The sequence below is a fragment of the Clostridium cellulovorans 743B genome, from assembly GCF_000145275.1.
Lineage (GTDB): Bacteria > Bacillota > Clostridia > Clostridiales > Clostridiaceae > Clostridium_K > Clostridium_K cellulovorans.
Genome location: NC_014393.1, coordinates 930,836 through 952,876, shown reverse-complemented (window position 1 = coordinate 952,876; position 22,041 = coordinate 930,836). Strand labels below are relative to the sequence as shown.

Here is a 22,041-nt window from a genome sequence, read left to right as displayed (position 1 = left end):
GAAATTCTATATTCTTTATATTCATTCATCTTGCTATACCCCCCTCTAGAAAACTGCGATTTCTAGTGTAAAGGGAACCGCCCGACGTAGTCGCTTTAAGTGTTATAAAAAGATACCCCCCTATAGGTGTGACCACGCCTTGCCTGCTCTAATATCATTTATGTTGTATGTCTTTAAGGAAAACATATCCGCTATCGCTCTATTACTTAGTCCTTCATTAATTAAATGTTTTATTTCAACAACCGTACTATTCTTTATCTTAGAACATGGATGTTTCTCACCTTGTCTTAAACACGCAGCAGTTCCATGTCTAATTGAATCATTACAATTATCCTTTACAGTCCCCCATTCAAGGTTCTCTATTCTGTTATCCAAAGGATTACCGTTTAAATGTCTGCACACAAGTTCATTTGATTTCCTTTGTCCTTTAAACGTTGCTAGTACCAATTGGTGTACAGGTACTTTTACTTTTGTATCTCGACCTATTCCTTTTCGTATTTGAACATGCAAATACCCTTTGTGCATTCTTTGAGATAATATTCGTTCAGTTCCTGATCTGATTGAAATTATTTGCGCATCTTCAGTAGCATAATAACCATGGTATCCTGGTATCGCCTTCACTTAACTCTCTCCTCTTTATTTTGTATATAAAAAAGAGACTACAGTTTTGTACTGTAATCCCTCTTGTAAAAATTCTATATATCGTTATAAGAGTAGACCCTTCCTTTCTTTCCCCATCTACCATCATCCCTAGCAGTTTTCCTACTATGACAGCTATGGCATAGAGCTTGAAGATTATTAATATTCCAAAATAACTCTTCATCACCTTTATGTGCTTGAATATGATCCAAGTCAGTTGCTGCTTTAATAACACCTTTACTCTTGCACTCTACACAAAGAGGCTGCTCTTGTAGGAACTGTAGCCTTAGCTTCTTCCACCTACTGGTGTTGTACAGATGCTTGAAAGGTCTGCTTGTTTTATTGTACTCTGTGTCCACTTGCTTTTGATGCTCTTCACAGTACCTTCCTTCGGTAAGCTGTGGACACCCTCTAACGCTACAAGGCTTTCTTGGTTTTCTTGGACACATGGGTTCTTCTCCTTGTTCTTTTAGTTCTGGCTTTAGAAGCTACTTTTCCACGCTTAGCTCTTACTTCTTTTTCTTGTGTCTCTTCCTCAATGACACATTTAGGGAAGAAACAATATATAAGGTTTGGATATATCTTATTACTCCAAACACATTTTCCACATTTATGAGTAGCCATATCTATTCCTCCAAATAAAAAGCTCCCAAGGTAATATCCTCAGAAGCTCTATCTAAACTATTCAATTTTGCGTATTAAAAAACCCCTTAGATTACTCTAAGAGGTTAACATACATCTCTACACTTTAAATTATAGCATGAAATTGCTATCATGTTACAATCAACTTACAACCAATTAACTACCGATGTGCTAACAATTTTCAATAACTGTGTTGACAAATACAAAATTATTATTCTCTCATTTATTATTTATTACTTCTACATTTTTCTTTATATTATCTAATAATTTCATTAGATTCTCACATTTATGAAATTTACTATGTGTTACCTGCATCATCTCTTCGAAAGTACAAAGCTTTCCTTTATTTTTAAGTATTCTAGGAATCTTGTCCTTTTCATACAAATTGATAAAATGATCATAGCTTTTTCTTAACTCATCTATCTTTGATTTCCCAAATATAAAAAGATGTAAAAATAATATATCACAATAATTCACAATATCAACCGCAGCTAAAGACTTTATATGAGAAGAAGCTTTATTATCATCAGACATATAATAATATATGCTGTGAGCTTTTGAAAATGAAGCAGTAATTCTTTCCCCTTTATTTATCGCTTCATTTTCAAGTAATTTATACGTTTCCCAATAAACATTCTTCTGTAAATCTGTTAATTTGCCATACTCTAAGACTTTAATTTTTTGACTATTCTTAAGTTTTTCAATTTCTCTTCCTTCTTTTGTATCTTTTTTTATTTCATTTTCATAAACATAGTCACTAATGTATATACACCCTAAAGTTTCTAATGCAAATTCAATAGACTTTGTTTTTAGTAAATGAATTAAAATATCAGCATCAAATACTGCTTTTACACGTGCCAAAATTTCAACTCCTCACTTACTCTAAGAGACTCTTCATAAAATCTTTAGCATCATCTGTTATGTCTATACCATCCTCATACCCAAACTTTTCTGGCTCGCATCCCAAATAACTGAATATCCTAACTAAATCATCATACGAAGTGTATCCATTATCATAATTTTCTTTTAGAATCTCTAAATCATTCTGAAATAAATAAGTAGCCTTTGATGGAGTATTTAATTTATTTGTATATCCTAAGCTTTTTGTTATTCTTTCCAACTCTCCATCTACACTTACACATTCATTTAATTTATCCTGCTCTTGCTTATTGACTTTACCAGTCTCATAAAGTCTCTTAACAATTGCAGTATAATCAACACCATATTTCTGTTGAAGCCTAACTACCATCATTGAATCTAGAGGTTTCTTTCCATTTTGGGTAATTTCATCTATAGAATTACAGATATCTTTTTTTGGCATAAGTAACTCAGCAGCGAATGCATTAGCCATAACCTCTTTAACATCGTTAATACTAACAGTACTCTCAATCATTTCTTCAATAATAGAATTTTCTTTGATAAACACCCTATTTTCTAGCAAATGATATATTTCATGTGCTATTGTGAATCTTTCACTACCAAGTGTAAGATTAGTATTAGTCACAATAACAAATGTCTCATGCTTATATCCAATAAATCCAGCAAGATTTAAATCATTAAATGGTGTTCTTATAAGTTTAACACTTATTCTTTCAGTAATTTCTAATCTATCTAATATCTCTAGCAATTGATTTGCACAATAATTTCCTAGTCCATATTTATCTCTAAAGTTTACAGCTCTATCATATGCAAGTGTTAAAAACTCATTCAAGCTACTCACCTCTAATTTCTTTTTGTGCAAACAAGGCGTCAACTAATAACTCAATACGTCTTACTTCATTCAAATATCTTGAATCCATCCCCTTTGATTTAAAGGCCATAACAAAAGTTTCTTCTTCTGTTTTCTCCTTATTCTCATCTATAAATCCGTATAAAGTTGCAACATCTATTGCAAATACCTTTGCAATATTTACAGCTTCCTCAAGTGAAACAGCCCTCTGATTATTTTCTATCTTAGCAATAATAACCCTACTTAATCCAGACATATTACCAAGCTCCTCTTGAGTCATCCCTTTTTGTTTTCTCAACCCACTTATTACTTCTCCAATATTATTCATTTTCATAATTATCCACCCCTCATATATCTATTATATAGAACATTCTTACAACTTTCAATATTAAGATATGAAATTAGTTCCATTTTAGTACATCGCATTTTATAGTATTAACAATTTTTTTCTCACTATTCATCCCAAAGACGCCATTTAACAATTTGGCCATTTATATTCGTGTAATCAATCTGTTCGTTTGAAATATTGTAGCAATTTCATCTATGCCTTTTTTCCTGTATCTATTTAAAGTGTTTTGACTAATAAATAATACTCTACAAATATCAGTTCTTTTCTTCTTTTCAATATATATTCCATTAATAACTTCTTGAAAATTTTTATCTAAAGCTGTTATGGAACTTTCTAATTTAACAAGCTCAAATTGATTTACTTTTATTATCTTTTCCAAATCTCTCCTTCCTATAACTCTTTGCTCTTCATTAACTTCCTTATATATTAAAGCTATCCTCGATGTTTTATCTGAAATTTTACTTGTACTTACTTTTTCACACTGTGTTGTTGAGAAAGTGAGTTCTTCAATGGTCTCCTCTTCTGAATTATACATTGGTGACTCAAGTAAAAGTGTTAACTGCTTAATCTCTCTTTTTATCTGATAATAGTTTTTTAAAAGATATTCAACATATTCCCTAGTTTCCACCTTTGTTCCCCCACTCTTTTAATATATATTTTTCTAATTCGAAATAATAGAAATCTTCTTCAATCTTGCTTTAACTGCCTCAATTAAAGTTGATTGTCCTTTTTCCTTGTTCTCAAGTGCCTTCATTACCTCTTCATCAATAGTTCCTTTTGCAATAATATGATTTACTATTACACCTTGTGTTTGTCCTTGTCTATAAAGTCTTGCATTGGCTTGTTGATATAGTTCTAAACTCCAAGTAAGTCCAAACCAAACGATTATATTTCCTCCAAACTGTAGGTTAAGTCCATGTCCTGCTGATGCTGGATGAACAAGCATTATTGGTATTTTTCCTTTATTCCACTTTTCAATGTCCTTTGAAGTATTTAAAACTTTAAAAGCTTTATTTTTTAAGTGTTTAGATAATCTTTCTAAATCATGCTTATATGAATAAAACACTAAAATAGATTTCCCGTTTGCTGCTTCGATAACATCATCCAAAGCTTTTAACTTTTCATTATGAATTTCCTTTACTTCACCATTCTCATCATAAACTGCTCCATTAGCCATTTGGAGCAGCTTGTTTGATAACACTGCTGCTGTATTAGCTACCACATCTGCTTCTTCAAAGGGAAGCAACAATTCCTTTTCTAATTTTTTATATTTCACTTCTGCAGTCTTAGGCAATTGAACTGTTATACTGTTATTTATTCTTTCAGGAAGCTTTAAGTAATCAGTTGCTTTCATGCTAATGCATATATCCTTTATACCTTCATAGATGCTATCCTCTGCTCCATCTACTGGCTTCCAAGAAAATATTATTGATTGATTTCTTTTATCTGGCTTAAAATATTTGTCTCGATAACTGGTTAGTGTTTTTCCAAGTCTTTCTCCACCATCTAAAAGATAAACCTGTGACCATAAATCTAACAATCCGTTTGGAGCTGGTGTTCCTGTTAGCCCTACAAGCTTTTTTATAAAAGGTCTTACCTTCTTCAACGCTTTAAATCTATTTGCCTTTGGAGACTTAAAGCTTGAAAGCTCGTCTATGACTACCATATCAAAGAACCATGCTTTCCCTAAATAACCTACAAGCCACTCAACATTTTCTCTGTTTACAACATAGATATCTGATTTTTCCCTTAGCGCATCAACTCTAGTTTTCTCTTTACCAAGAATCTTTGATATTTTAAGGTAATTAAGATGCTCCCACTTTTCTACTTCACTACTCCAAGTATCCTCTGCTACCCTTAAAGGTGCTATTACTAAAACCTTTGACACGTCAAAGTAGTCATGCAATAACTCTTGAGTTGCTGTTAATGTGCATACTGTTTTACCCATTCCTAAATCTAAAAACAATGCTGAACTTGGCTTTTCAATAATCCATTCCTTTGCATATTCTTGATAGTTATGTGGTTTATAGATCAACTAAAAACCTCCCTCACAAAACTATCTACTCCTCCAAGTGAATCTATAACATAAACTCTAAAGCCTAAATTTTCAAGCTGTGATTTTCTTTTCAACTGAAGATGTCTCATTGTTTTACCTGGTGCTTTTAATTCTACAAAAATCACCTCACCATTTGGAATAAGCACAAGCCTATCTGGCACACCAGCCATACCTGGGGATACAAACTTAAGTGCCATTCCACCACGTTTTTTCAATTCAATTGTTAGTGCTTTTTCAATTTTACTTTCTCTCATCTTTAGCTCCTTTTTCGCTGTTGCTAATTAGCTGTTAAATCCCTTACGCGTGTTATATGTGTGTTATGTGCTATATCTATACTTATATATAACATAATTAATCTAATATATAAGATAAGCAACAACAGCAATATCATTGGATAAAACCTTGCCTCAATACACTTCAAGAAGTTGCCCTTATTGGTTGCTAAATTAAGATTCAATAGCAACTGGCAACTACGAAAACTTGTTGCTTTGTATCTTTGGGTTGCTATTTACTTTCATTTTCAGCAACCCTAATATAACCAGATACTACACCATAGATTGGAAATCTAAGTTTACCTTCTGATTTCTTCCAACCATCAATTCTTGCCATAATATTAGCAATCTCATTTGCATCTTGGCGTTTTAAATTAGCTCTTTCTTTTTCAAAACACTCACACCATATTTCCATATTACAAACACGGTCACGCCTAATAGTACCAATAGCTGTAGAACCAAAATCGCCCCCACTTAAAAAGTTTCTTCGCTCATATAAACTCATAGAACTCCAATCCTCGGGTAACAATCTTTCTAAATATTCACGTACTAAACCTTCACGGTCATCTGTTTCCATAGCATTACGCTGTTCTCTTACTGCAAATACAGATAAATGCTTATCTAGAAATAATGGCTCCTTTGCTTTATGGTATACTAAAGCCTCAGCCCATATTTGCTGAACCTCTTCATCTGTAATTGCCCAAGAAGCCTTTGTGCCACCACCAGGAGTTTTTACTGGCCAAAATCTGCGATTCCCAGTAGTATCACGTAAATACCCATTTTCAGCATTTGTTGTTCCTATAAATACACACTGCCTAGGATGAGGTGTTGCTCGTCTTCCAAAACTTGCTCTATAAATATCATTTTGCCTTGATAGAAAACTACGTAGAGTTTCAACTTCAGCTTTTCTTAATCCCGCAAGTTCACCAATCTCTAAAATCCAGTATCCTTGTAATTTTTCTGCTGCCGTTTTATCTTTAGTATCTGATAAATGCAAGCTGTCGGAAAACCATTCTCCGCATAACTTTGATATAAGCGTACTTTTTCCTATTCCTTGAGGACCATTCAAAACAAGCATAGTGTCAAATTTGCATCCTGGAGTTAATACTCTTGCTATAGAGGCACACAAAAGTTTTCTAGTTACTGCTCGAATATATTCATTGTCGGTCGCTCCAAGATAGTCTATAAGTAAGGTATCAACTCTTTTAATGCCGTCCCACTCAGGTAATTTATCTAAGAACTCTCTAATTGGATGATATGAACGATCATCAGCTACTTTTGTTACAGCAATATCATAATTCCTTGCTGTAAATGTTCCATAGGTTAAATCAATATAACTTATAAGCTGAGCATCATCTGCATCTCTCCAAAACTTGCTAGGATGCTGCCATGGAACTTCATCTTTAATCTCCATTCCGTCACTCAGTTTGTTAAATACAATAGATTTAAGTTTAGGATCATATTGAAGAATAGTTATTAGATTCTTTAGTGTATTAAGAACTTCTCCTTTCTTTCCAACCTCAAGCCTTGTCTGCCAATCGTCATCATCACTAGCTGTGAAATCAGTATTTGCTTGCTCTATCCTTTCTTTTCCTAGTTGTCTTTTTACGTTATCATCACTTGTGCATAACTCCTGCATTGACTTAAAAGATGGTAGCTTCGATGGAGCTATATCATCATCTAATTTGCCATCAAGGTCACCAAATTTATGAAGCCTTACTAAGTCAAAAGCATTACATAGCTTACTGCAAGCGGGGTCTGTAGCATGATGTGAAAATGCAAATTTATCATCATATATGAGCACACCTGCAGTGGAATCAGCAGGAATATAGTCATATCTTCCTTCAATTAAACTTGGCTTATAGACATCAGATAAAAACTTATCAATAGCCTCACCAATAGGATAAACTCTGCAAAATACTCCTATTAAGCCTTCCTTTTCTAAAGGATCTGCTTGTTTTGAAATATTCTGCTTTACAATCTTTCTTTGCCTTGAAGATACAGGCCACTGACTGCTGTCATGCCAATCTTTATATCTTGAAAGAACCTTGTCAGGGTTTAAAAGCGTCCCTTCTTGTTTTTCAAAAACAAACTCCCCATCACTTGATGTTGATGGCCAATACATTAATCTTGTTGGTTCATAGGTAGTATCATCGAACTGCTCTATATCAATATCTGAAGCTATCATTCTAGCTACGGCTGTATATTCATCTGCTGAAACATTTCTTGATAGAGGAATGATTAATCTAAGCCTTGGCTTTTCTGAAGTATGTTTATGTGTAGAATAGATACAGCAAGTGAAATCATGAAGCATCGTAATCTGGTCCCATACGCCAACATCGGCATAGTCCATGTCTAAAGTAATCATTGATCGGTACTCAACAAAGCCTGTTTTACGCTTACCGTCTCGAAGCATCCCTGCAACGACTCCCCCTACATCTTTAATAGCATCTTGCTGTTCCTTTGATAGTTTTTTATATTCATCCATACTTTCAGAGGTACGAATTGTGGACTTGACTCTTTCAACAAAACCCTCCCATGAAATCTCTTGATTTTTCCATACCCTATCTTTACGACTGTTCCCAGTTGCAATTGTAAATTTCACTAAGTATCAATCCTTTCTGTAATATTCACATTCAAATCCATCTGCTCTAAGTGGCAGACTTTCTGCCCAAGTTGGAGCAATTGCCATAACTTCGCAAACATCCTTTAATGAACCAAAATTTAAAGGTGCTTCAATAACAATTTCATCATGTATATGCATGACTATTTCATAGCCATTCTCTGCTACTCTAAGCATAGCTTCTGCTAGTAAATCCCTTGCTATAGCTTGAACAATATTCTCTACTAGCTTTGGACCATAAGTCTCTATTCGTTCCCACTTCTTTGTTGCACCAATTCCTTCATAGGTAACAGCATCTCTTTCAAACTTATTAGGTTCAATTCTAGGCTTGATATAAGAAAGTCTTCTTCCAGAAGGTAAGGTTATAAACATGATTCCACTTTCATATTGAAGTTTTATTTTGCCAACCATTACTGTGGTTTTCTTTTTAACTGCTTTGATTGCGGCTTTGTCTATATCCCACCAAAGCTTTGTAATGTTTGGATTTGCTTGTCTCCAAGCAGTAACAAGTCCTTGGAGTTCATCTTCTGCTACACCCATATCAAGAGCACCCATTGCTGTCAGTGCACCAACTGAGCCGCCATATCCAAGTGCCAATTCTGAAATCTTACCCTTTTGCCTAAGTGCTGATGTTTTAGTAATCTCTTCAATAGGAACCTTAAACATCTGACTTGCACTGGCTTCATAGATTTTACCGTGAGTTGCAAACACATCCATTCTCCACTTTTCACCCGCAAGCCATGCTATAACACGAGCTTCGATGGCTGAGAAATCTGCAACAATAAATCTATGGTTCGACTTTGGTATAAAAGCTGTTCTTATAAGCTCAGATAAAACATGAGGTACACTTTCAAATAAAAGTGCTAAAGTATCAAAATCACCACTTTTAACTAAATTACGAGCAAGAGTTAAATCCTTTAAATGATTCTGAGGTAGGTTTTGCACTTGAACTAATCTGCCTGCCCATCGCCCAGTTCTATTCGCGCCATAGAATTGAAGAAGTCCTCTTACCCTTTTATCAGGACACACTGCTCTTTCTATAGCTTCATATTTTTTAATAGATGTCTTAGCAAGCTGTAATCTTAAATTCAGAAGCCTTTCAACTTCTCCATCAGCTTCTTTAGCTAAGTCTGAAACTGCTTTTTTAGATAAAGAATCAACTTCTACTCCATTTTCAATTAACCACTGCTTAAGCTGTGCTACAGAGTTAGGATTATCAAGACCTGTTAGTCTTTGTGCTTCAGTAAAGGTATCTTCTTTGTGAAGCCTGTCACATTCCATTGCCCTAGCCACTAAGTCTAAATCAACAAATACACCTCTATCGTTGATTTCATGATCTAATATATAATTTCTTTGCTCATTTTCACTTATAGGATACCTAGATAACTTTTTACGAATGGCTCTTTCCACTTCAACATCTCGAATGCAGTATTTCTTAAAATCATTCCATTTCTCAGATGAATGCTGTGGAAGATTCCTCGTTCTTCCCTCATTAACCCTAGTAGGCTTACAAGGAATAGAAAAGTACCTTATAAGTTCTTTACCTTCCTTCATCTTTTGTTCAGTTAATCCTAATACTTGAGCTACTCCATCTAGTGATAAGGGGAATCCTAGTGTAGCTGCTTGAACTGCAGTACATTGCCATGCGTTGGCTGTGAGTTTTTTATTTAAATGTCTTGATAAACAAATTCTTTCAAACTGTGCATTGAAAGCAGATTTAATAATGTTCTCATTAAGCAAAGCTTCAATGATTTCAGCTGGTAGTTCCTCTCCACTTGCAAAATCTATAATCTTTACTTCATCACTATCAAAAGCATAGGCAAATAACAATATTTCAAAATTTGGTGAAGCGGTGTATGCATAAACACCGCTTTTAATTAAATCCACATCAGAAAATGTCTCAATATCAATTGATAAGGTCTGCATACACCTCACCACCTAAGCTAGAAAATCGTCATCTTCTGCTGATGTAAAATCATCCTCTGCTCTACTACGTCCACTTAATGGCTCACCATCTGAAAGCTTTTGAAGATTCCCTAAACCACAAGCTATTCCTTTATTTCCATTTTGATTAAAAGTATAGAAGTTAATACTGGCTCTTCCATAGCATCCACTATAAACTTCTTCTTGGTCCAAAATCGGCTTAACATTCTTATCTACCACTTGAGGCTTGTCCTTACTATTGGCATTAATGAAATAACTGTTTTTATAAGCCTCGTCATCTGGCCTGTCTATATCGCCATCACGAAGTGGTAGCTTAAGATTTGCTGGAATCTTTCCACCGAACTTTGCCTTACCTTCTTGCTTTGCAGCTTCAATAGCAGCCTTAATTTCATTAACCGTCTTGGTATCTGACTTTGGAATTATAAGAGAAACACTATACTTTTCATCCCCACCATTGATTGATTTTGCCTCCCATATATTCGCGTATGAGAAACGTACCTTACCTGTGATTACTTTTGTTTTGCTGTTTTCCATTTTATATTTCCTCCCTAAAATCGGCTTCCGCCATATTATTTATCTCTATTGCTTTTCTTTTATCTGAAAATGGAACTAATGTAGGTTTACCTTTAGGCTTTTCTACCAAGTCTCCTAAAATAGAATTAAAACTATCCTTACCTAGTAATTTTTCCATAGCTGTTATTCCAAGTAGTGATTTTGTATATATCTCGGTTATTCCATTATCATTACAAACTTTTATAACAGCTTCTTCACTTATATACTTACGATTGGAACGTCCTTCTACAAGCTTGAATCCACTCCACCGTTTACCCTCATTAATTGAGAGGTTGGTGGCATAGGCATAAACATCATTTACCCACGATGAAATTCCTTCTGCAACAGAAAGTACTTCTGCTATTTCTTCATCTGAAAGAAGTGGTGGCAATTTAAAATCATATTTAGTCATAGCTAAACGCTGATCAGCTCTAGCTCTACAAGTTTTCCTTGCCCTGCAGAATCCACAATGCTCTCCTGGTAGATAGTCTCCTTCACCGTTTGTTGCAAGCTGTGCTTTTGGTTTCAATTCTGTCTCTGCCCAACTAATCAAATCATCTATAGCAATTTCATATGTGGAAATGCTATCAAGTCTTGGTTGGCAGATTGTCATTCTTATTCTTTTAATATCAAAGAGACTATCAAATAAATTTAATGCCCCCAATGCATATAGCTTCATCTGAGAATTTTCCTTTGCTGAAACTGCTACACCCATCCCATATTTTAAATCTACAACATCTAAAACATCCTCAGAAATAATAACTAAATCTCCAGTACCAAAACCATCTGGTACATAGTTTGAAAAGTCTAACATTTGCTCTAAGAGGATTATTGAATCCTTTGCCCTTGCATAAGCTTCATTGATTTTTTCTATAGCATAATCAACATAAACTTGTACATAATCATCCATCTCTTTGCTATATAAACTATTCTTTTTTAACCTCTTTAGCTCTTTGCTATAAGCTTGCTTTGTTATAAGCTTTAGATGCATAGCAAGCATCAACTCACCAATTTCATGAGCTAATGTTCCCGTTTCAGCATGAATGCTAGTTTCTTCTTTAAACTGTAGCTCCAACTGTGCTGATGGAGTGCAAGCAAGCCATCTTTTAGAACCTGAAGCCGAGAGCGTTGCATGAGCTTTTCCACTCATCAAATTTCCTCCGCTTCCTTAAGTAATTCTAAATACTTTTCTTCTGGAATTTCAGTTAATTTGTTAGCACCAAACTTCTTAATTAACTCCTTCACCTGTACTTGCTTACCATCACGTGATAGTTCTGCAAGCCTTCCTCTTACATACTCTAATGATATTTTCTTAGTATCTTCCTTTGTTTCTTCATCCTTTTTACTTTCAACTTTGACTTCTGCTTCTTTAGGTTCTACCGTTGTTTCTTCTTTTACGGGTAAAATAGCTTCTTTATGTGGTAGTGCTTTAGCTAATTCTAATAATGCTTCTATAAGCTCTGGTGCAATAACTTTTACCTCTAATTTAATGTCCATTTATAACACCTCTTCTTTATTTTTGTATATGTCTATAAACAAAGTACTAACGCCTTGATTTGGAAAGGTTCTGATTAATCCTCCAATTACTTTTCTTCCAGCCCCTCTTTTATTATTAAGAATTCTACTAATTGTTACTCTAGAAACACCTACCCTGTTAGCAAGTTCATTCTGTGACCACTGATTTTCCTTCAGTAAAGTTCTTATAACGTCTCTATTAACAACCATTTCTACCCTCCCCTCCATGATTGTCTATATATAAATTCATTGCCATATGGTTGTCCTCGTAACCGTACGGCAACGCATTCTACAAAAAAAATAGTTTCTCTATTGGTTCGTTAGGAAATGCCCTAATAATACCAGCTATTAATTCTGAACCAGCCCCCCTTTTTCCATTAATCCATCTACTAACTGTAGTCTTGGAAACGCCAGCTTTTATGGCAAATTTATTTTGAGACCACCTGTTTTTGTTTATAAGTTCCACAATATACTGTTTATTAGGTTTCATTTCATAATCCCCCTCTAAAGTGTTTCTACTCGGTTACAATAAAATTCTATCAAAGTGTGTCACCGTTTGTCAAACATATTCAAGATTTTCTATTGCCAAGTGGCAACACTTATTATATAATTATTTTTAGGAGGGAGTGTTGATTATGAGCTTTGGTGAATTTTTAAAAAAACTTAGAGCCGAAAAAGGCTTATCACAGAGACAACTTGCTGACCTTTCAAAGATAAGTAACACAGAAATCTCAAGAATGGAATCTGGTGAAAGGCAAAAACCATCACCAAAAATATTAAAAGAAATAGCACCCCATCTTGGAATATCATATCGTGAATTAATGGCTCAAGCAGGTTATATAGAAGAAACTATAGAACATGAAAAATATACAGAACATATTTTTAGAAGTGACGATGGTGAATTTGCTGACACTATCAGAATGGCTAAAAATATACATAAGAAAGATTCAGAGTTATTAACCATTATGAATAGAGCTTCTGATGAATTGCCGAAAGAAGATATAAAAGCAATTAAGGAGTTTGTAAATTTCTATTTAAATAAAAACAAGGATAGATGATAATTTGTTCTTGTTTTTTCTTTACCTCTTATAGTTTTTTTAATATAATTAAATCAACAAGAACAAATGTTTGTAAAAGTGCATAAGGGGGTACTATAGTGTCCAGTTCCAGTAACGATGTTTATTACACACTTGCTAAGATACCAAAACATAGACAGGAGCACATTGCAAAGAGGGTAAAAGATTTTATTAAAGAATATAAAATAAGGAAATGGCCATTAGATTTTGTAGAAATAATATTACAAATTCAGAAAGAACAGAGTATACCACTTCATGTTCAATCTATAACTACACTTTCAAATAAGGTAGATGCTACAACTGTATATTCTGAAGAACATAGAAAATTTATAGTAATAGTCAATAGAAAAAAAATGCAATATCCTTTTAAAATATCAAAACATCGCAGACTTAATTTTACTTTAGCTCATGAAATTGCACATATCTATTTAGGGCATCATGAACTGCCAGATGAATGCAAAAGTGAAGAAGATATTAAAATTGAGGAATTAGAGGCAGACGAGTTTGCTGGTAGACTTTTAATGCCCAAAGAAAAAATAACAACTTGCAATTTTACCTCCATTGCCAATGTAGCTGAAAAATTTAATGTTTCAGAGTGGGCTGTATTTAAGAGATTAAGCATTCTTAACCGTAGAGAACTTAACGGTTCTGAAACATTTCTTGTATGTGAAAATTGTGAAAATATAGAGATAAATCCTGAAGATAATTATTGCAAAATATGTGGTATACATTTAGAAGAAGGTGTAAGGGGGATTACAACTATGAAATACAATGATGGGTACGAAATAAATCAAGATACTAATAGGGTTGTTACCTGTCCAAATTGCGGTAATACTGATATAGAAGATCATCATCATAATTGCATCATATGTGGCCAGTTCCTATTTAATGAATGTTCTAATGATCATGATTGTGGCAATATAAACATACCTGGTAATGCTCGATATTGTCCCCAATGTGGTGCAACTACTAATTTCAAAAATACTGGATTACTTAGAGATTGGCAACTTGCACGTGGAGCACTACTTAATAAAATGGAATTTGAAGATGATATTTGTGGTACTTCTACTGTTAATAAAAAAATTGAAAATTGGATATGTTTAGTCTTTACTCTAGAAGCTGAAAATTACAATATATTGCACACATTACTTGAAGGTTCAACTGGTAAATTGTGTGGCGATACCCTCGTTATATATGTTATAGATACCAATTTTAAGAACAAACTCTCAAAAGATAAATATATTGATTTAATAAGAGTAAAAGCTGAAGCAGAATTTAGCATAAAAATAAAAGATGTTAAAATTGCAACAATGGAAGATTTTTATCCAATTATAGATCTATCTAAAGACAACGATCTAATGTTTTAAAAGCTCGTATATGTTTAAATACTCTACCGATATACTACTTTTTTCAAAGGAACCTCAAAACGGTTCCTTTTGTTTATTATTTTAAGAAAATGAACTTAAACTTCTACCACCTCTATACTTATACCTGATTACTTGTTTTTATAAAATAACTTATATATAAATTTTGATTTTATACTTTCATTCTCTTCTTTAAAAAACCTATACTTACCATCAATATATCTCAATTTTTGTTTTAATTCACCATTACTTTTTCTGCAATTTTCGACTTCTTCCACTAGGTTTTGATTCTCTTTTTTTAAGTTAGTTATTTCATTATTCATATAAATTAGTCTTTTTTTATACAATTCATTTTTGCTTACTTCTTCCTCTAGCCTAAGTGAAGAAAAATATTTTTTCGATATAGGGTCACTTAACATATTAACAGCTATAAAATTATTCAATTTACTAATTACTCTCTCAAATTGTTTTTCTTCATCTTCTTCGGATATAAAATTCTCCATAATCCTCCATTTCGTTTCCGTTTTCGAAGCATTAAACTCTACCATAGCTATTTCACTATCTTTAAATTCTTTTATTTTAATGTCATCAACTTTGTGAGTTTGGCGCACCTCTATAGCCAATTTTCCATTCCACTTTTCAACATAAATCATTGGTTCAGCTTTTGAAAATTGTATCATTACATCTACAATTCTTTTTCTGCCATTACTTGTATAAACTATTTCTTCTTGATTCGCCTCATCAACATAAACTTTTACGTTATTTTTACCAAAGTGTAAATTAAGTATCTTTAATCGTGAAAAGCATTCTTTAAAAAATTCATGTTGATAAGATTCTTCATATCCTTCGCCGTCTCTTAAAGTATTAGTATCTTTAAACCTAAAATAACTATTAGCAAAAATATTATTTTTCCCAGTTTGAAAAACCATTGGTACTTTATCTTCAATATTTTTATTAATGCTATAAATAGAATTTTTATTTTTTTCCCAAAATTCAGGATTACTTTGTTTCCATCGCAACACATCCCAAATATTTATTCTTTTATATTCATCATTAATTAAAATATCTGCTTTCTTTTTCATATATCCCTCTCCTTTAGTTAATCAGTATTGTAATCTTTCATAAAAATGTATATAAATTATATTTTATCTATTATTATACTTAAATATTAAACAAAACAAAATATTTATGTTTATTTCAACTCTCACCGATAACTGTGTCCTACAGATATTAAGAATGCTTTAACCTTGCCGCCTTATGTAAAGATATGTTTTTCTTATGTTTAAATGTTAAAAACAAATTAATTTATGATACGTTTCGATAAAATATACATTGTAAATATATTCATATATGTCTTTTTATGATATAATTAAACATTATTCATAGGAAGGGGGACTATCATTGAGTCAGAATATTATAGAGTGTTTAAGAGAGGCTGCTATTAATAAACTTTTTTCCACAAAAGGTTTTTCTACGGCTTGGCCAACTTGGAATACTCAAATCAAAAATTTAGCTCCAGCTCCAACTCAGCATCAAATTTTATCACTAGGAGACCATTTAAAGGATATTTTCTATTCTACAAATACCTCATCAGACAGAAGTCAAAGTGATGTTTCTGGCGGTGGTGCAAATTGGGAAGCATTAGTTTGCTGGTATTTAAATTTGTGTCTAATTGGACGAAGAACTGTTGTTATCAAACATTCCAAAGGACTTATTCCTGAACCTGTTAGTAATGCCATAACAGTTAATTATGGAAGTTTTATTTCAAATACTGAATCTGATTTAGTTGCCATCACATTTCCTGATAAAGCTCACTATAAAATTGATAAAGATAATATAGAAATTACAGACACTAATGGGGATACTGTTTTACCGTATACAGGTCGTAGTAAAAAGTATAACCTTTTACCAATGTTAAACGCATTGGTTGCTGAAGATTTTAAAGAAATAGAAGTACATGTTATTCAATGTAAAACCAACTGGAATGATAATGCACAAATTCCAATGTTATGGGATATGATTTATTCTGCAAAAGCGTTTAGAACTGGGATTTCTATCGGTCGTGAGGGATATTCTATTGCAGACATTGCCAAGTTCTCTTATTCTTTTGTAACAGTTCCTACAGTAAAACTTGAAAAACTAGCTCCTACTTCTGTAGCTGTTCAAAGAGTAAGAAATATCAGTGGTGGAAATTATTGGGGGTTAGCTACCAAGTCTGGAGTAGCCAGTTCAATAAAAGAGATACTAGAAAGAAATCTCAAATCTGGTCATTCCTCTAATCATTTGTCAACTATAAAAATCGGCATTCCGCTACTATCAACCGATTATTCCTATTTTAGAATATAGAAAAATAGCTGAGGTTTCTATTCCTCAGCTATTAATAATCTCAAAATTTCTAAGGCAATTGCTTTTGCTAGAAGTGGAGGAACAGCATTACCAACCTGTGAATACTGTGGAACTTCCACTCTTCTTCTGATTCCACCTGTAGTTCTTTTACCTAAGAATACAAAACTATCATCAAAAGATTGTAATCTAGCCAGTTCTCTAACAGTAAATGTTCTTGCTTCAAATGGTGATATATAATCATCAGCAATTGTCATAACTGTAGCAGCTGGCTTTGCCCTGTCTAGTCGTGTTCTAATATTTTTTTTAGTAAGAAGTACATCTAACATTTCATCATTTACATCTGCCTTCTTAAACTTTTTAACTACTTCATCCTCTTCCATACTTAACATTTGTGAACAATATAGAATTAAATTATCCTTACCTCGTAAATTGATTCCTTTTGTTGCAATCCGATTTCTTAATTGTCCACCATCTTCACCTTCTTTGAATAGAGAAAAGCGCTCTTTAATTATCGGAGTATGGCTAGAAACCTCATTATTATAGATAACACCATTACTATTTATGGTGTTTCCATTTATATCTGGTGTTCTTCCATTTATAGAATCTTGTTGGAACTGAGATAACCTTCCATTAAAAATCCTATTTCTAACACGACGCTCTCTTATCAAATCAGTGATTGCATCTTCTATTGTTAACTTTGTTTCTTCAGTAACAGTAGGTTCAGGATATTGTGGGGCCACAACATCATCTCTATATGCAATAAAAATAACTCTATTTCTTCTTTGTGGTACACCATAGTTTGCTGCATCCATAACTTGTGGTTCTAATGTATTGTACCCAATTAATTGAAATTCATTTCTCAATATTTCTGGCGCTACCATACCATCATCATAAAGCTGACCTGTAACTCCTACAAAACCATAAAATTTTGTATCTAAAAATCCTACAACATTCTCCATTACCACATATTTAGGATTTACTTCTCTAATTACTCTTAGATATTCTTTGAATAGCAAGTTCCTTGGATCATCCGACTTTCGTCTACCAGCCCTGCTGAATCCTTGACAAGGTGGTCCTCCAAAAATAGCATCAATATCCTCTGGAACGCTGCCTTCAGCAAATATAGCTAGGTTTTGTATCGAATTTCTGATAAATTCTCCTGTTAGTTCCCTAACATCTCCTCTATGATAATGTGTATTTACGCCTTGCAATAATCCAAGTTGCTCATGCCTATTCATATACGTTCGTTGAACATCTTCATTGATATCACTTGAAAACAGAATATGAAATCCCGCTTGAATTAATCCTTCACTCATACCTCCCGCTCCGCAGAACAAATCAATTGCATAAGGCATTTTTTTCCCTCCATAATGTATTCTAAATATAATTTAACATACATTTTGAAAAAAGTCCAGGTATTTTTGTCATAAAAATTTCATAAATTTTATATGAAATCACGATTATTTGATAACTTTAGCATAGGAATCAAATTATGCATTAGATTTAATTGAATATCTGATTTATCGATTTCTTCACTATTGTATTTTAGTTAACTAAATTGCACCGTCATTTATACAATAGCCTTATTATACATCTTACAATGTTTTTTAATCCATTGTCATACATACCTTATTTTTTAGCTATATTAATCATCGGCTCTGTCCAAACCTCATTATATAAAGTTTCTCTCTCATCTCCCGAAATATAGTCAAAATTCATTACATAGATCACCTCACCGCATCACGCCTTTAATTACCTTCGCTTTGCTCTTCAAAATACTCTTCTAAAGCAACTCTACTTCTTTCTTTAAGTAAATCTAATAATTCATTTTCCCTCTGTTTTGTAGTAAACCACAACTCTCTATATTGCTCATAAAAAGCTCTTATCAATATATCATCATCATAAGTTTCTTCTACACCTAATATCTTCGACATTAGCTTTCTGTCTTTAACGACATTCATAAAATCATAAAATATCTGACTTATTCTCTCTGAAGCTAGCCTAGATACATTTTGCTTAACCCCCGATAAATTTGGTATTATAGAACTAACCTTGATTCTATTAATTCGCCTTCCTCTTTTATCAAAATTAGTCTCCGAATTATCCTCATAAAGCTCGATTTTTATCATATTCTCTTTTTCTAAATTCTCCCCTTGGATTGTAGTTGAATAAGACTCTATATTATTTTCAGAAAGAATCTTTTCTAGTACATTAAGTTGATGGCTCATTACATCACCAATTTTATCCTCTATTTTTCCCTTATTCGTTACTCTAGGTAGAATATCAAACTTCTCAAATCTAACATCATTTAATAAATTCACATGAAAACTCACCTTAAATACATACGCCTTATCTTTAGTAAAACTACCAATATTATTTTCTATAACTAACCGAAACTTTTTATCAATTCCTGTATCGAAAATATCAGTGTCATTTAAAATATATTCCATAAGTTTATCTCCTCTAAATTTATTACTGTTAGTAAAATTAATTTCCATTTAATCATATTTTAATACATTCTTTATCATATATTAGCCATAAAATTACAAGTGTTTCTCTGAGCTTCTTGTATAAAAAAGCTGATTAAGATGAGCACTTACCCATCCTAATCAGCTTACTTTATACTATTCAATTTAACATCAATCTCTGTACCACCTAGCGAGATATATTCTTCTTACCTTCATGCACACTTAGCTTCTCAACTATCATAAAATATATGCGTCGGGACAACTTAGAAGCTGAATGAGAAACACATGTGAATCCTTTTTATTAACTTTTATTCTGTCTTTTCTCTAAATTTCTACGTAACAAATATATTTTCAGATATTCCCTAAGAACTATTTATTCTTAATGTTCTTCATTGAAATAATCAAAATACTAAAAATTATTGCTAACATAGAGAACCCAAATATTGCTCCATGTTTTGCACTAAAACTAGATGATATTCCCCCTATACCAGCTAACGTAATCAATGCCAAAAAAGATACTATCGTCCTTATACTACTTTTCATATATTAACCTTTCTTTTCCTCAACACATTTACATAGGAAAGTATTGAGTCTCTTGAAACTCTGTTATTTTTTCTTTTTGCTGTTTCTATAACTTGTGATTAATAGTGCTGCTAGTGCTACATAAAATAAAATCTCAAAGAAAATTTTTATCTTACTATTGACAGGCACTATTTCTGGATAAAAAATAGGCATTATTTTTGAAACAATAAAACCAATAAACAACGCTAATCCTATAGGTAATTCTAAATTAAGTTTTTTCTTCATTATACTATCTATCATCCTATTCCTTCTGCTTTTCTTCTTTACTCCAAGAACAATACTTTCCTAAATAAATTATATTAGCATAATTCTTTATTATTAGATATTTGTTTAGCACTTACATATAACATAGTTTTTCAAATTCTTTTCCTGTTTCAGTCTTAGAGTTTCTTTATTTCTAAACTTATTTAGAAGTACGTCCTTTAATGCATGTAGTGCACAAAAAGGCTGAAAAGGAAACACCTATTCAAGCCTCATAAGTAATTATATTAAGTATACTTTTACACAAATGATTTATTCCAACAAAACTACTCATTGATCATCATTATTAACTATGTAATCCTTATTTACTTTATGAAAGTTTAATGAAATAGTTCTATTTGTATTTAATGTTGGTATTATTCCAACAGTGCCTATAATATATGTTACAAAATTTATATCATGCGTATTTATATAAACAAACCCTTCCATAATAAATAGAAAAGTCATTCCTGCTAATAAAATGAAATTATCACGTATAAGAACTTTTTTATATGTAGCTATATCTTTATAGAATGCTCTCAATTGTACACTTGATAGTTTAAAATATCCCAACAACATACACATATCTATTGCTAAAAATATATTTCTGAATTTTTCTCCACCAATTCTTAAAAAAAATGTTACACCCAAATAAATTATAGCTAACAATATTAATGAAAATCCTGTTAAGCTTGTAGTCTTATAAGCTCTTTTAACTTCATTTCTCTCATCAACACCTAAATATAGATACTGCTTTTTTTCAAAATAATAGTCATCTATTAACTTCTTACTTTCCTCAGAGGTTAATAGTTCTTCGTATTTTCCATTGATTCTAATGTATTCTTTTACTTTATTATAAACTTTTATTATTATATAGATATTTATAATCATTAATACAAATTCTAATCCAATAAATATAGCAAAATTTCTATCAGTTGGATTATAAACTGATGCTGTATAATTTATAAATATAACAGCTATCCTAATAATAAACTCAACCCACAAAAGAAGTTTTATTCTTTTGTCACGTTTACTGATTGGGTTCTCTAGTAGAAATGTTGTAATAAATATAAAAATATACGGAGTGATAGACCATGCCCCTATAACTGTACTCATATTAGAAGTAGCTTTTACGATTGCATACGCATAGTTATTTATATAAAAAAGAGAATTTAGCAAAATTAGTCTTTTAATTTTACTTTTCATACAAACCCCTCACTATACATAATACTGCCTAATTTTAACTTTTATTATACTTACTCAATTGCAAAATATAAACATATGTACTTATCTAAGTTTTTTTTTCTTTAAGAAGTACACTAATTCAAGTATACTCAATGCCACTAAAACCCCCAAAATTGTATAAATAAATTGGACTACTAAACTTTTATACGCAAAAATATTAGCAGATGTGATACCGACAGTTATACTTACAATAACCTGAATTATTCCTTTTTTATTATTCAAAATACACTCACTCCTATGTTTTAATCATTTCAATATACATTTACAATATAAAATAAACATATAACTATATATGTATATAAAATACATATTATCATTTGATTAAGTTGGGCTATTAAACAACTTGTCTTTATTATCTTTATTGGCTCCTCTTGCTTCTTATAATCACTCAAAATCCCA

25 protein-coding genes are annotated in these 22,041 nt (G+C 32.3%); 3 read left to right on the top strand and 22 right to left on the bottom strand.

The features are described from left to right. Window positions 1-120 precede the first annotated feature (120 nt). The 16 genes from CLOCEL_RS03910 to CLOCEL_RS03835 all read right to left on the bottom strand — a co-directional run bounded on the left by CLOCEL_RS03910 (window position 121) and on the right by CLOCEL_RS03835 (window position 12,811). Complete coding sequence (locus tag CLOCEL_RS03910; protein ID WP_010073140.1) at window positions 121-621, bottom strand: HNH endonuclease; 501 nt, start codon at window positions 619-621, stop codon at window positions 121-123. Window positions 622-695: 74 nt separating this feature from the next. Further along, window positions 696-1,088 (bottom strand): HNH endonuclease, encoded by a 393-nt coding sequence (locus CLOCEL_RS03905; RefSeq protein ID WP_010073141.1) that lies wholly within the window; start codon window positions 1,086-1,088, stop codon window positions 696-698. Further along, window positions 1,057-1,263: a hypothetical protein gene (locus CLOCEL_RS03900; protein ID WP_010073142.1), complete on the bottom strand. Its 207-nt coding sequence runs from the start codon at window positions 1,261-1,263 to the stop codon at window positions 1,057-1,059. Before CLOCEL_RS03900 ends, CLOCEL_RS03905 begins: the two co-directional genes overlap by 32 nt. 237 nt (window positions 1,264-1,500) lie before the next feature. Further along, on the bottom strand, window positions 1,501-2,142 hold the full coding sequence (locus CLOCEL_RS03895; protein WP_010073143.1) for a hypothetical protein: 642 nt from the start codon (window positions 2,140-2,142) through the stop codon (window positions 1,501-1,503). Between the two features lie 16 nt (window positions 2,143-2,158). Further along, window positions 2,159-3,001 carry an ImmA/IrrE family metallo-endopeptidase gene (locus tag CLOCEL_RS03890; RefSeq protein ID WP_242655208.1) on the bottom strand — a complete coding sequence of 281 codons (843 nt, stop codon included), beginning with the start codon at window positions 2,999-3,001 and terminating at the stop codon, window positions 2,159-2,161. Next, on the bottom strand, window positions 2,994-3,344 hold the full coding sequence (locus tag CLOCEL_RS03885) for a helix-turn-helix domain-containing protein (RefSeq protein WP_010073145.1): 351 nt from the start codon (window positions 3,342-3,344) through the stop codon (window positions 2,994-2,996). The genes CLOCEL_RS03890 and CLOCEL_RS03885 overlap by 8 nt, the downstream gene beginning before the upstream one ends. 157 nt (window positions 3,345-3,501) lie before the next feature. Then, window positions 3,502-3,987, bottom strand: coding sequence for a hypothetical protein (locus CLOCEL_RS03880; RefSeq protein ID WP_010073146.1), 486 nt, complete (start codon window positions 3,985-3,987; stop codon window positions 3,502-3,504). 33 nt (window positions 3,988-4,020) lie between these two features. Beyond that, complete coding sequence (locus tag CLOCEL_RS03875; protein WP_010073147.1) at window positions 4,021-5,394, bottom strand: DEAD/DEAH box helicase; 1,374 nt, start codon at window positions 5,392-5,394, stop codon at window positions 4,021-4,023. Further along, entirely contained in the window at window positions 5,391-5,669 is a 279-nt protein-coding gene (locus tag CLOCEL_RS03870) for a VRR-NUC domain-containing protein (RefSeq protein ID WP_010073148.1), read from the bottom strand. The genes CLOCEL_RS03875 and CLOCEL_RS03870 overlap by 4 nt, the downstream gene beginning before the upstream one ends. A gap of 250 nt (window positions 5,670-5,919) precedes the next feature. Continuing rightward, entirely contained in the window at window positions 5,920-8,292 is a 2,373-nt protein-coding gene (locus CLOCEL_RS03865; RefSeq protein WP_010073149.1) for a virulence-associated E family protein, read from the bottom strand. A gap of 6 nt (window positions 8,293-8,298) precedes the next feature. Next, window positions 8,299-10,236, bottom strand: a complete 1,938-nt coding sequence (locus CLOCEL_RS03860) for a DNA polymerase (protein WP_010073150.1) — start codon at window positions 10,234-10,236, stop codon at window positions 8,299-8,301. A 12-nt stretch (window positions 10,237-10,248) separates the two neighbouring features. Further along, window positions 10,249-10,788, bottom strand: a complete 540-nt coding sequence (locus CLOCEL_RS03855; RefSeq protein ID WP_010073151.1) for a DUF2815 family protein — start codon at window positions 10,786-10,788, stop codon at window positions 10,249-10,251. 1 nt (window position 10,789) lies between these two features. After that, window positions 10,790-11,956 carry a DUF2800 domain-containing protein gene (locus tag CLOCEL_RS03850; protein ID WP_010073152.1) on the bottom strand — a complete coding sequence of 389 codons (1,167 nt, stop codon included), beginning with the start codon at window positions 11,954-11,956 and terminating at the stop codon, window positions 10,790-10,792. Continuing rightward, window positions 11,956-12,303 carry a hypothetical protein gene (locus CLOCEL_RS03845; RefSeq protein ID WP_010073153.1) on the bottom strand — a complete coding sequence of 116 codons (348 nt, stop codon included), beginning with the start codon at window positions 12,301-12,303 and terminating at the stop codon, window positions 11,956-11,958. Before CLOCEL_RS03845 ends, CLOCEL_RS03850 begins: the two co-directional genes overlap by 1 nt. After that, window positions 12,304-12,531, bottom strand: coding sequence for a helix-turn-helix transcriptional regulator (locus CLOCEL_RS03840; RefSeq protein WP_010073154.1), 228 nt, complete (start codon window positions 12,529-12,531; stop codon window positions 12,304-12,306). Between the two features lie 79 nt (window positions 12,532-12,610). Further along, complete coding sequence (locus tag CLOCEL_RS03835) at window positions 12,611-12,811, bottom strand: helix-turn-helix transcriptional regulator (RefSeq protein WP_010073155.1); 201 nt, start codon at window positions 12,809-12,811, stop codon at window positions 12,611-12,613. A gap of 145 nt (window positions 12,812-12,956) precedes the next feature. Here CLOCEL_RS03835 and CLOCEL_RS03830 point away from each other — a divergent pair, with 145 nt between their 5' ends. Together CLOCEL_RS03830 and CLOCEL_RS03825 are read left to right on the top strand one after the other, a co-directional pair. Further along, window positions 12,957-13,379: a helix-turn-helix domain-containing protein gene (locus CLOCEL_RS03830; RefSeq protein WP_010073156.1), complete on the top strand. Its 423-nt coding sequence runs from the start codon at window positions 12,957-12,959 to the stop codon at window positions 13,377-13,379. Window positions 13,380-13,477: 98 nt separating this feature from the next. Then, window positions 13,478-14,764: an ImmA/IrrE family metallo-endopeptidase gene (locus CLOCEL_RS03825; protein WP_010073157.1), complete on the top strand. Its 1,287-nt coding sequence runs from the start codon at window positions 13,478-13,480 to the stop codon at window positions 14,762-14,764. Window positions 14,765-14,892: 128 nt separating this feature from the next. On the opposite strand, the gene CLOCEL_RS03820 is transcribed toward CLOCEL_RS03825, so the two are convergent. Then, the gene (locus tag CLOCEL_RS03820; protein ID WP_010073158.1) at window positions 14,893-15,843 is read right to left on the bottom strand and encodes a hypothetical protein; all 951 of its coding nucleotides are present in this window, start codon (window positions 15,841-15,843) and stop codon (window positions 14,893-14,895) included. A 319-nt stretch (window positions 15,844-16,162) separates the two neighbouring features. Here CLOCEL_RS03820 and CLOCEL_RS03815 point away from each other — a divergent pair, with 319 nt between their 5' ends. Then, window positions 16,163-17,107, top strand: coding sequence for a hypothetical protein (locus CLOCEL_RS03815; RefSeq protein WP_010073159.1), 945 nt, complete (start codon window positions 16,163-16,165; stop codon window positions 17,105-17,107). A gap of 17 nt (window positions 17,108-17,124) precedes the next feature. On the opposite strand, the gene CLOCEL_RS03810 is transcribed toward CLOCEL_RS03815, so the two are convergent. The 5 genes from CLOCEL_RS03810 to CLOCEL_RS03795 form a co-directional block, all read right to left on the bottom strand. Beyond that, window positions 17,125-18,462 (bottom strand): DNA cytosine methyltransferase, encoded by a 1,338-nt coding sequence (locus CLOCEL_RS03810; protein WP_010073160.1) that lies wholly within the window; start codon window positions 18,460-18,462, stop codon window positions 17,125-17,127. Window positions 18,463-18,855: 393 nt separating this feature from the next. Next, the gene (locus tag CLOCEL_RS03805) at window positions 18,856-19,557 is read right to left on the bottom strand and encodes a hypothetical protein (protein WP_013291611.1); all 702 of its coding nucleotides are present in this window, start codon (window positions 19,555-19,557) and stop codon (window positions 18,856-18,858) included. 387 nt (window positions 19,558-19,944) lie between these two features. Then, entirely contained in the window at window positions 19,945-20,118 is a 174-nt protein-coding gene (locus CLOCEL_RS23010; RefSeq protein ID WP_010073162.1) for a hypothetical protein, read from the bottom strand. A 63-nt stretch (window positions 20,119-20,181) separates the two neighbouring features. Then, entirely contained in the window at window positions 20,182-20,397 is a 216-nt protein-coding gene (locus tag CLOCEL_RS03800) for a hypothetical protein (RefSeq protein ID WP_010073163.1), read from the bottom strand. 291 nt (window positions 20,398-20,688) lie between these two features. Continuing rightward, a complete protein-coding gene (locus tag CLOCEL_RS03795; protein ID WP_010073164.1) occupies window positions 20,689-21,603 on the bottom strand; it encodes a hypothetical protein in 915 nt (304 codons plus the stop codon). Window positions 21,604-22,041: the final 438 nt, after the last annotated feature.

Excerpts from the sequence above, each read along its gene's own strand:
- CLOCEL_RS03905 (WP_010073141.1), bottom strand. The coding sequence starts at position 1,088 with ATGTGTCCAAGAAAACCAAGAAAGCCTTGTAGCGTTAGAGGGTGTCCA.
- CLOCEL_RS03900 (WP_010073142.1), bottom strand. The coding sequence starts at position 1,263 with ATGGCTACTCATAAATGTGGAAAATGTGTTTGGAGTAATAAGATATAT.
- CLOCEL_RS03885 (WP_010073145.1), bottom strand. The coding sequence starts at position 3,344 with ATGAAAATGAATAATATTGGAGAAGTAATAAGTGGGTTGAGAAAACAA.
- CLOCEL_RS03870 (WP_010073148.1), bottom strand. The coding sequence starts at position 5,669 with ATGAGAGAAAGTAAAATTGAAAAAGCACTAACAATTGAATTGAAAAAA.
- CLOCEL_RS03860 (WP_010073150.1), bottom strand. The coding sequence starts at position 10,236 with ATGCAGACCTTATCAATTGATATTGAGACATTTTCTGATGTGGATTTA.
- CLOCEL_RS03855 (WP_010073151.1), bottom strand. The coding sequence starts at position 10,788 with ATGGAAAACAGCAAAACAAAAGTAATCACAGGTAAGGTACGTTTCTCA.
- CLOCEL_RS03850 (WP_010073152.1), bottom strand. The coding sequence starts at position 11,956 with ATGAGTGGAAAAGCTCATGCAACGCTCTCGGCTTCAGGTTCTAAAAGA.
- CLOCEL_RS03845 (WP_010073153.1), bottom strand. The coding sequence starts at position 12,303 with ATGGACATTAAATTAGAGGTAAAAGTTATTGCACCAGAGCTTATAGAA.
- CLOCEL_RS03840 (WP_010073154.1), bottom strand. The coding sequence starts at position 12,531 with ATGGTTGTTAATAGAGACGTTATAAGAACTTTACTGAAGGAAAATCAG.
- CLOCEL_RS03835 (WP_010073155.1), bottom strand. The coding sequence starts at position 12,811 with ATGAAACCTAATAAACAGTATATTGTGGAACTTATAAACAAAAACAGG.
- CLOCEL_RS03830 (WP_010073156.1), top strand. The coding sequence starts at position 12,957 with ATGAGCTTTGGTGAATTTTTAAAAAAACTTAGAGCCGAAAAAGGCTTA.
- CLOCEL_RS03820 (WP_010073158.1), bottom strand. The coding sequence starts at position 15,843 with ATGAAAAAGAAAGCAGATATTTTAATTAATGATGAATATAAAAGAATA.
- CLOCEL_RS03810 (WP_010073160.1), bottom strand. The coding sequence starts at position 18,462 with ATGCCTTATGCAATTGATTTGTTCTGCGGAGCGGGAGGTATGAGTGAA.
- CLOCEL_RS03805 (WP_013291611.1), bottom strand. The coding sequence starts at position 19,557 with ATGGAATATATTTTAAATGACACTGATATTTTCGATACAGGAATTGAT.
- CLOCEL_RS23010 (WP_010073162.1), bottom strand. The coding sequence starts at position 20,118 with ATGAAAAGTAGTATAAGGACGATAGTATCTTTTTTGGCATTGATTACG.
- CLOCEL_RS03800 (WP_010073163.1), bottom strand. The coding sequence starts at position 20,397 with ATGATAGATAGTATAATGAAGAAAAAACTTAATTTAGAATTACCTATA.
- CLOCEL_RS03795 (WP_010073164.1), bottom strand. The coding sequence starts at position 21,603 with ATGAAAAGTAAAATTAAAAGACTAATTTTGCTAAATTCTCTTTTTTAT.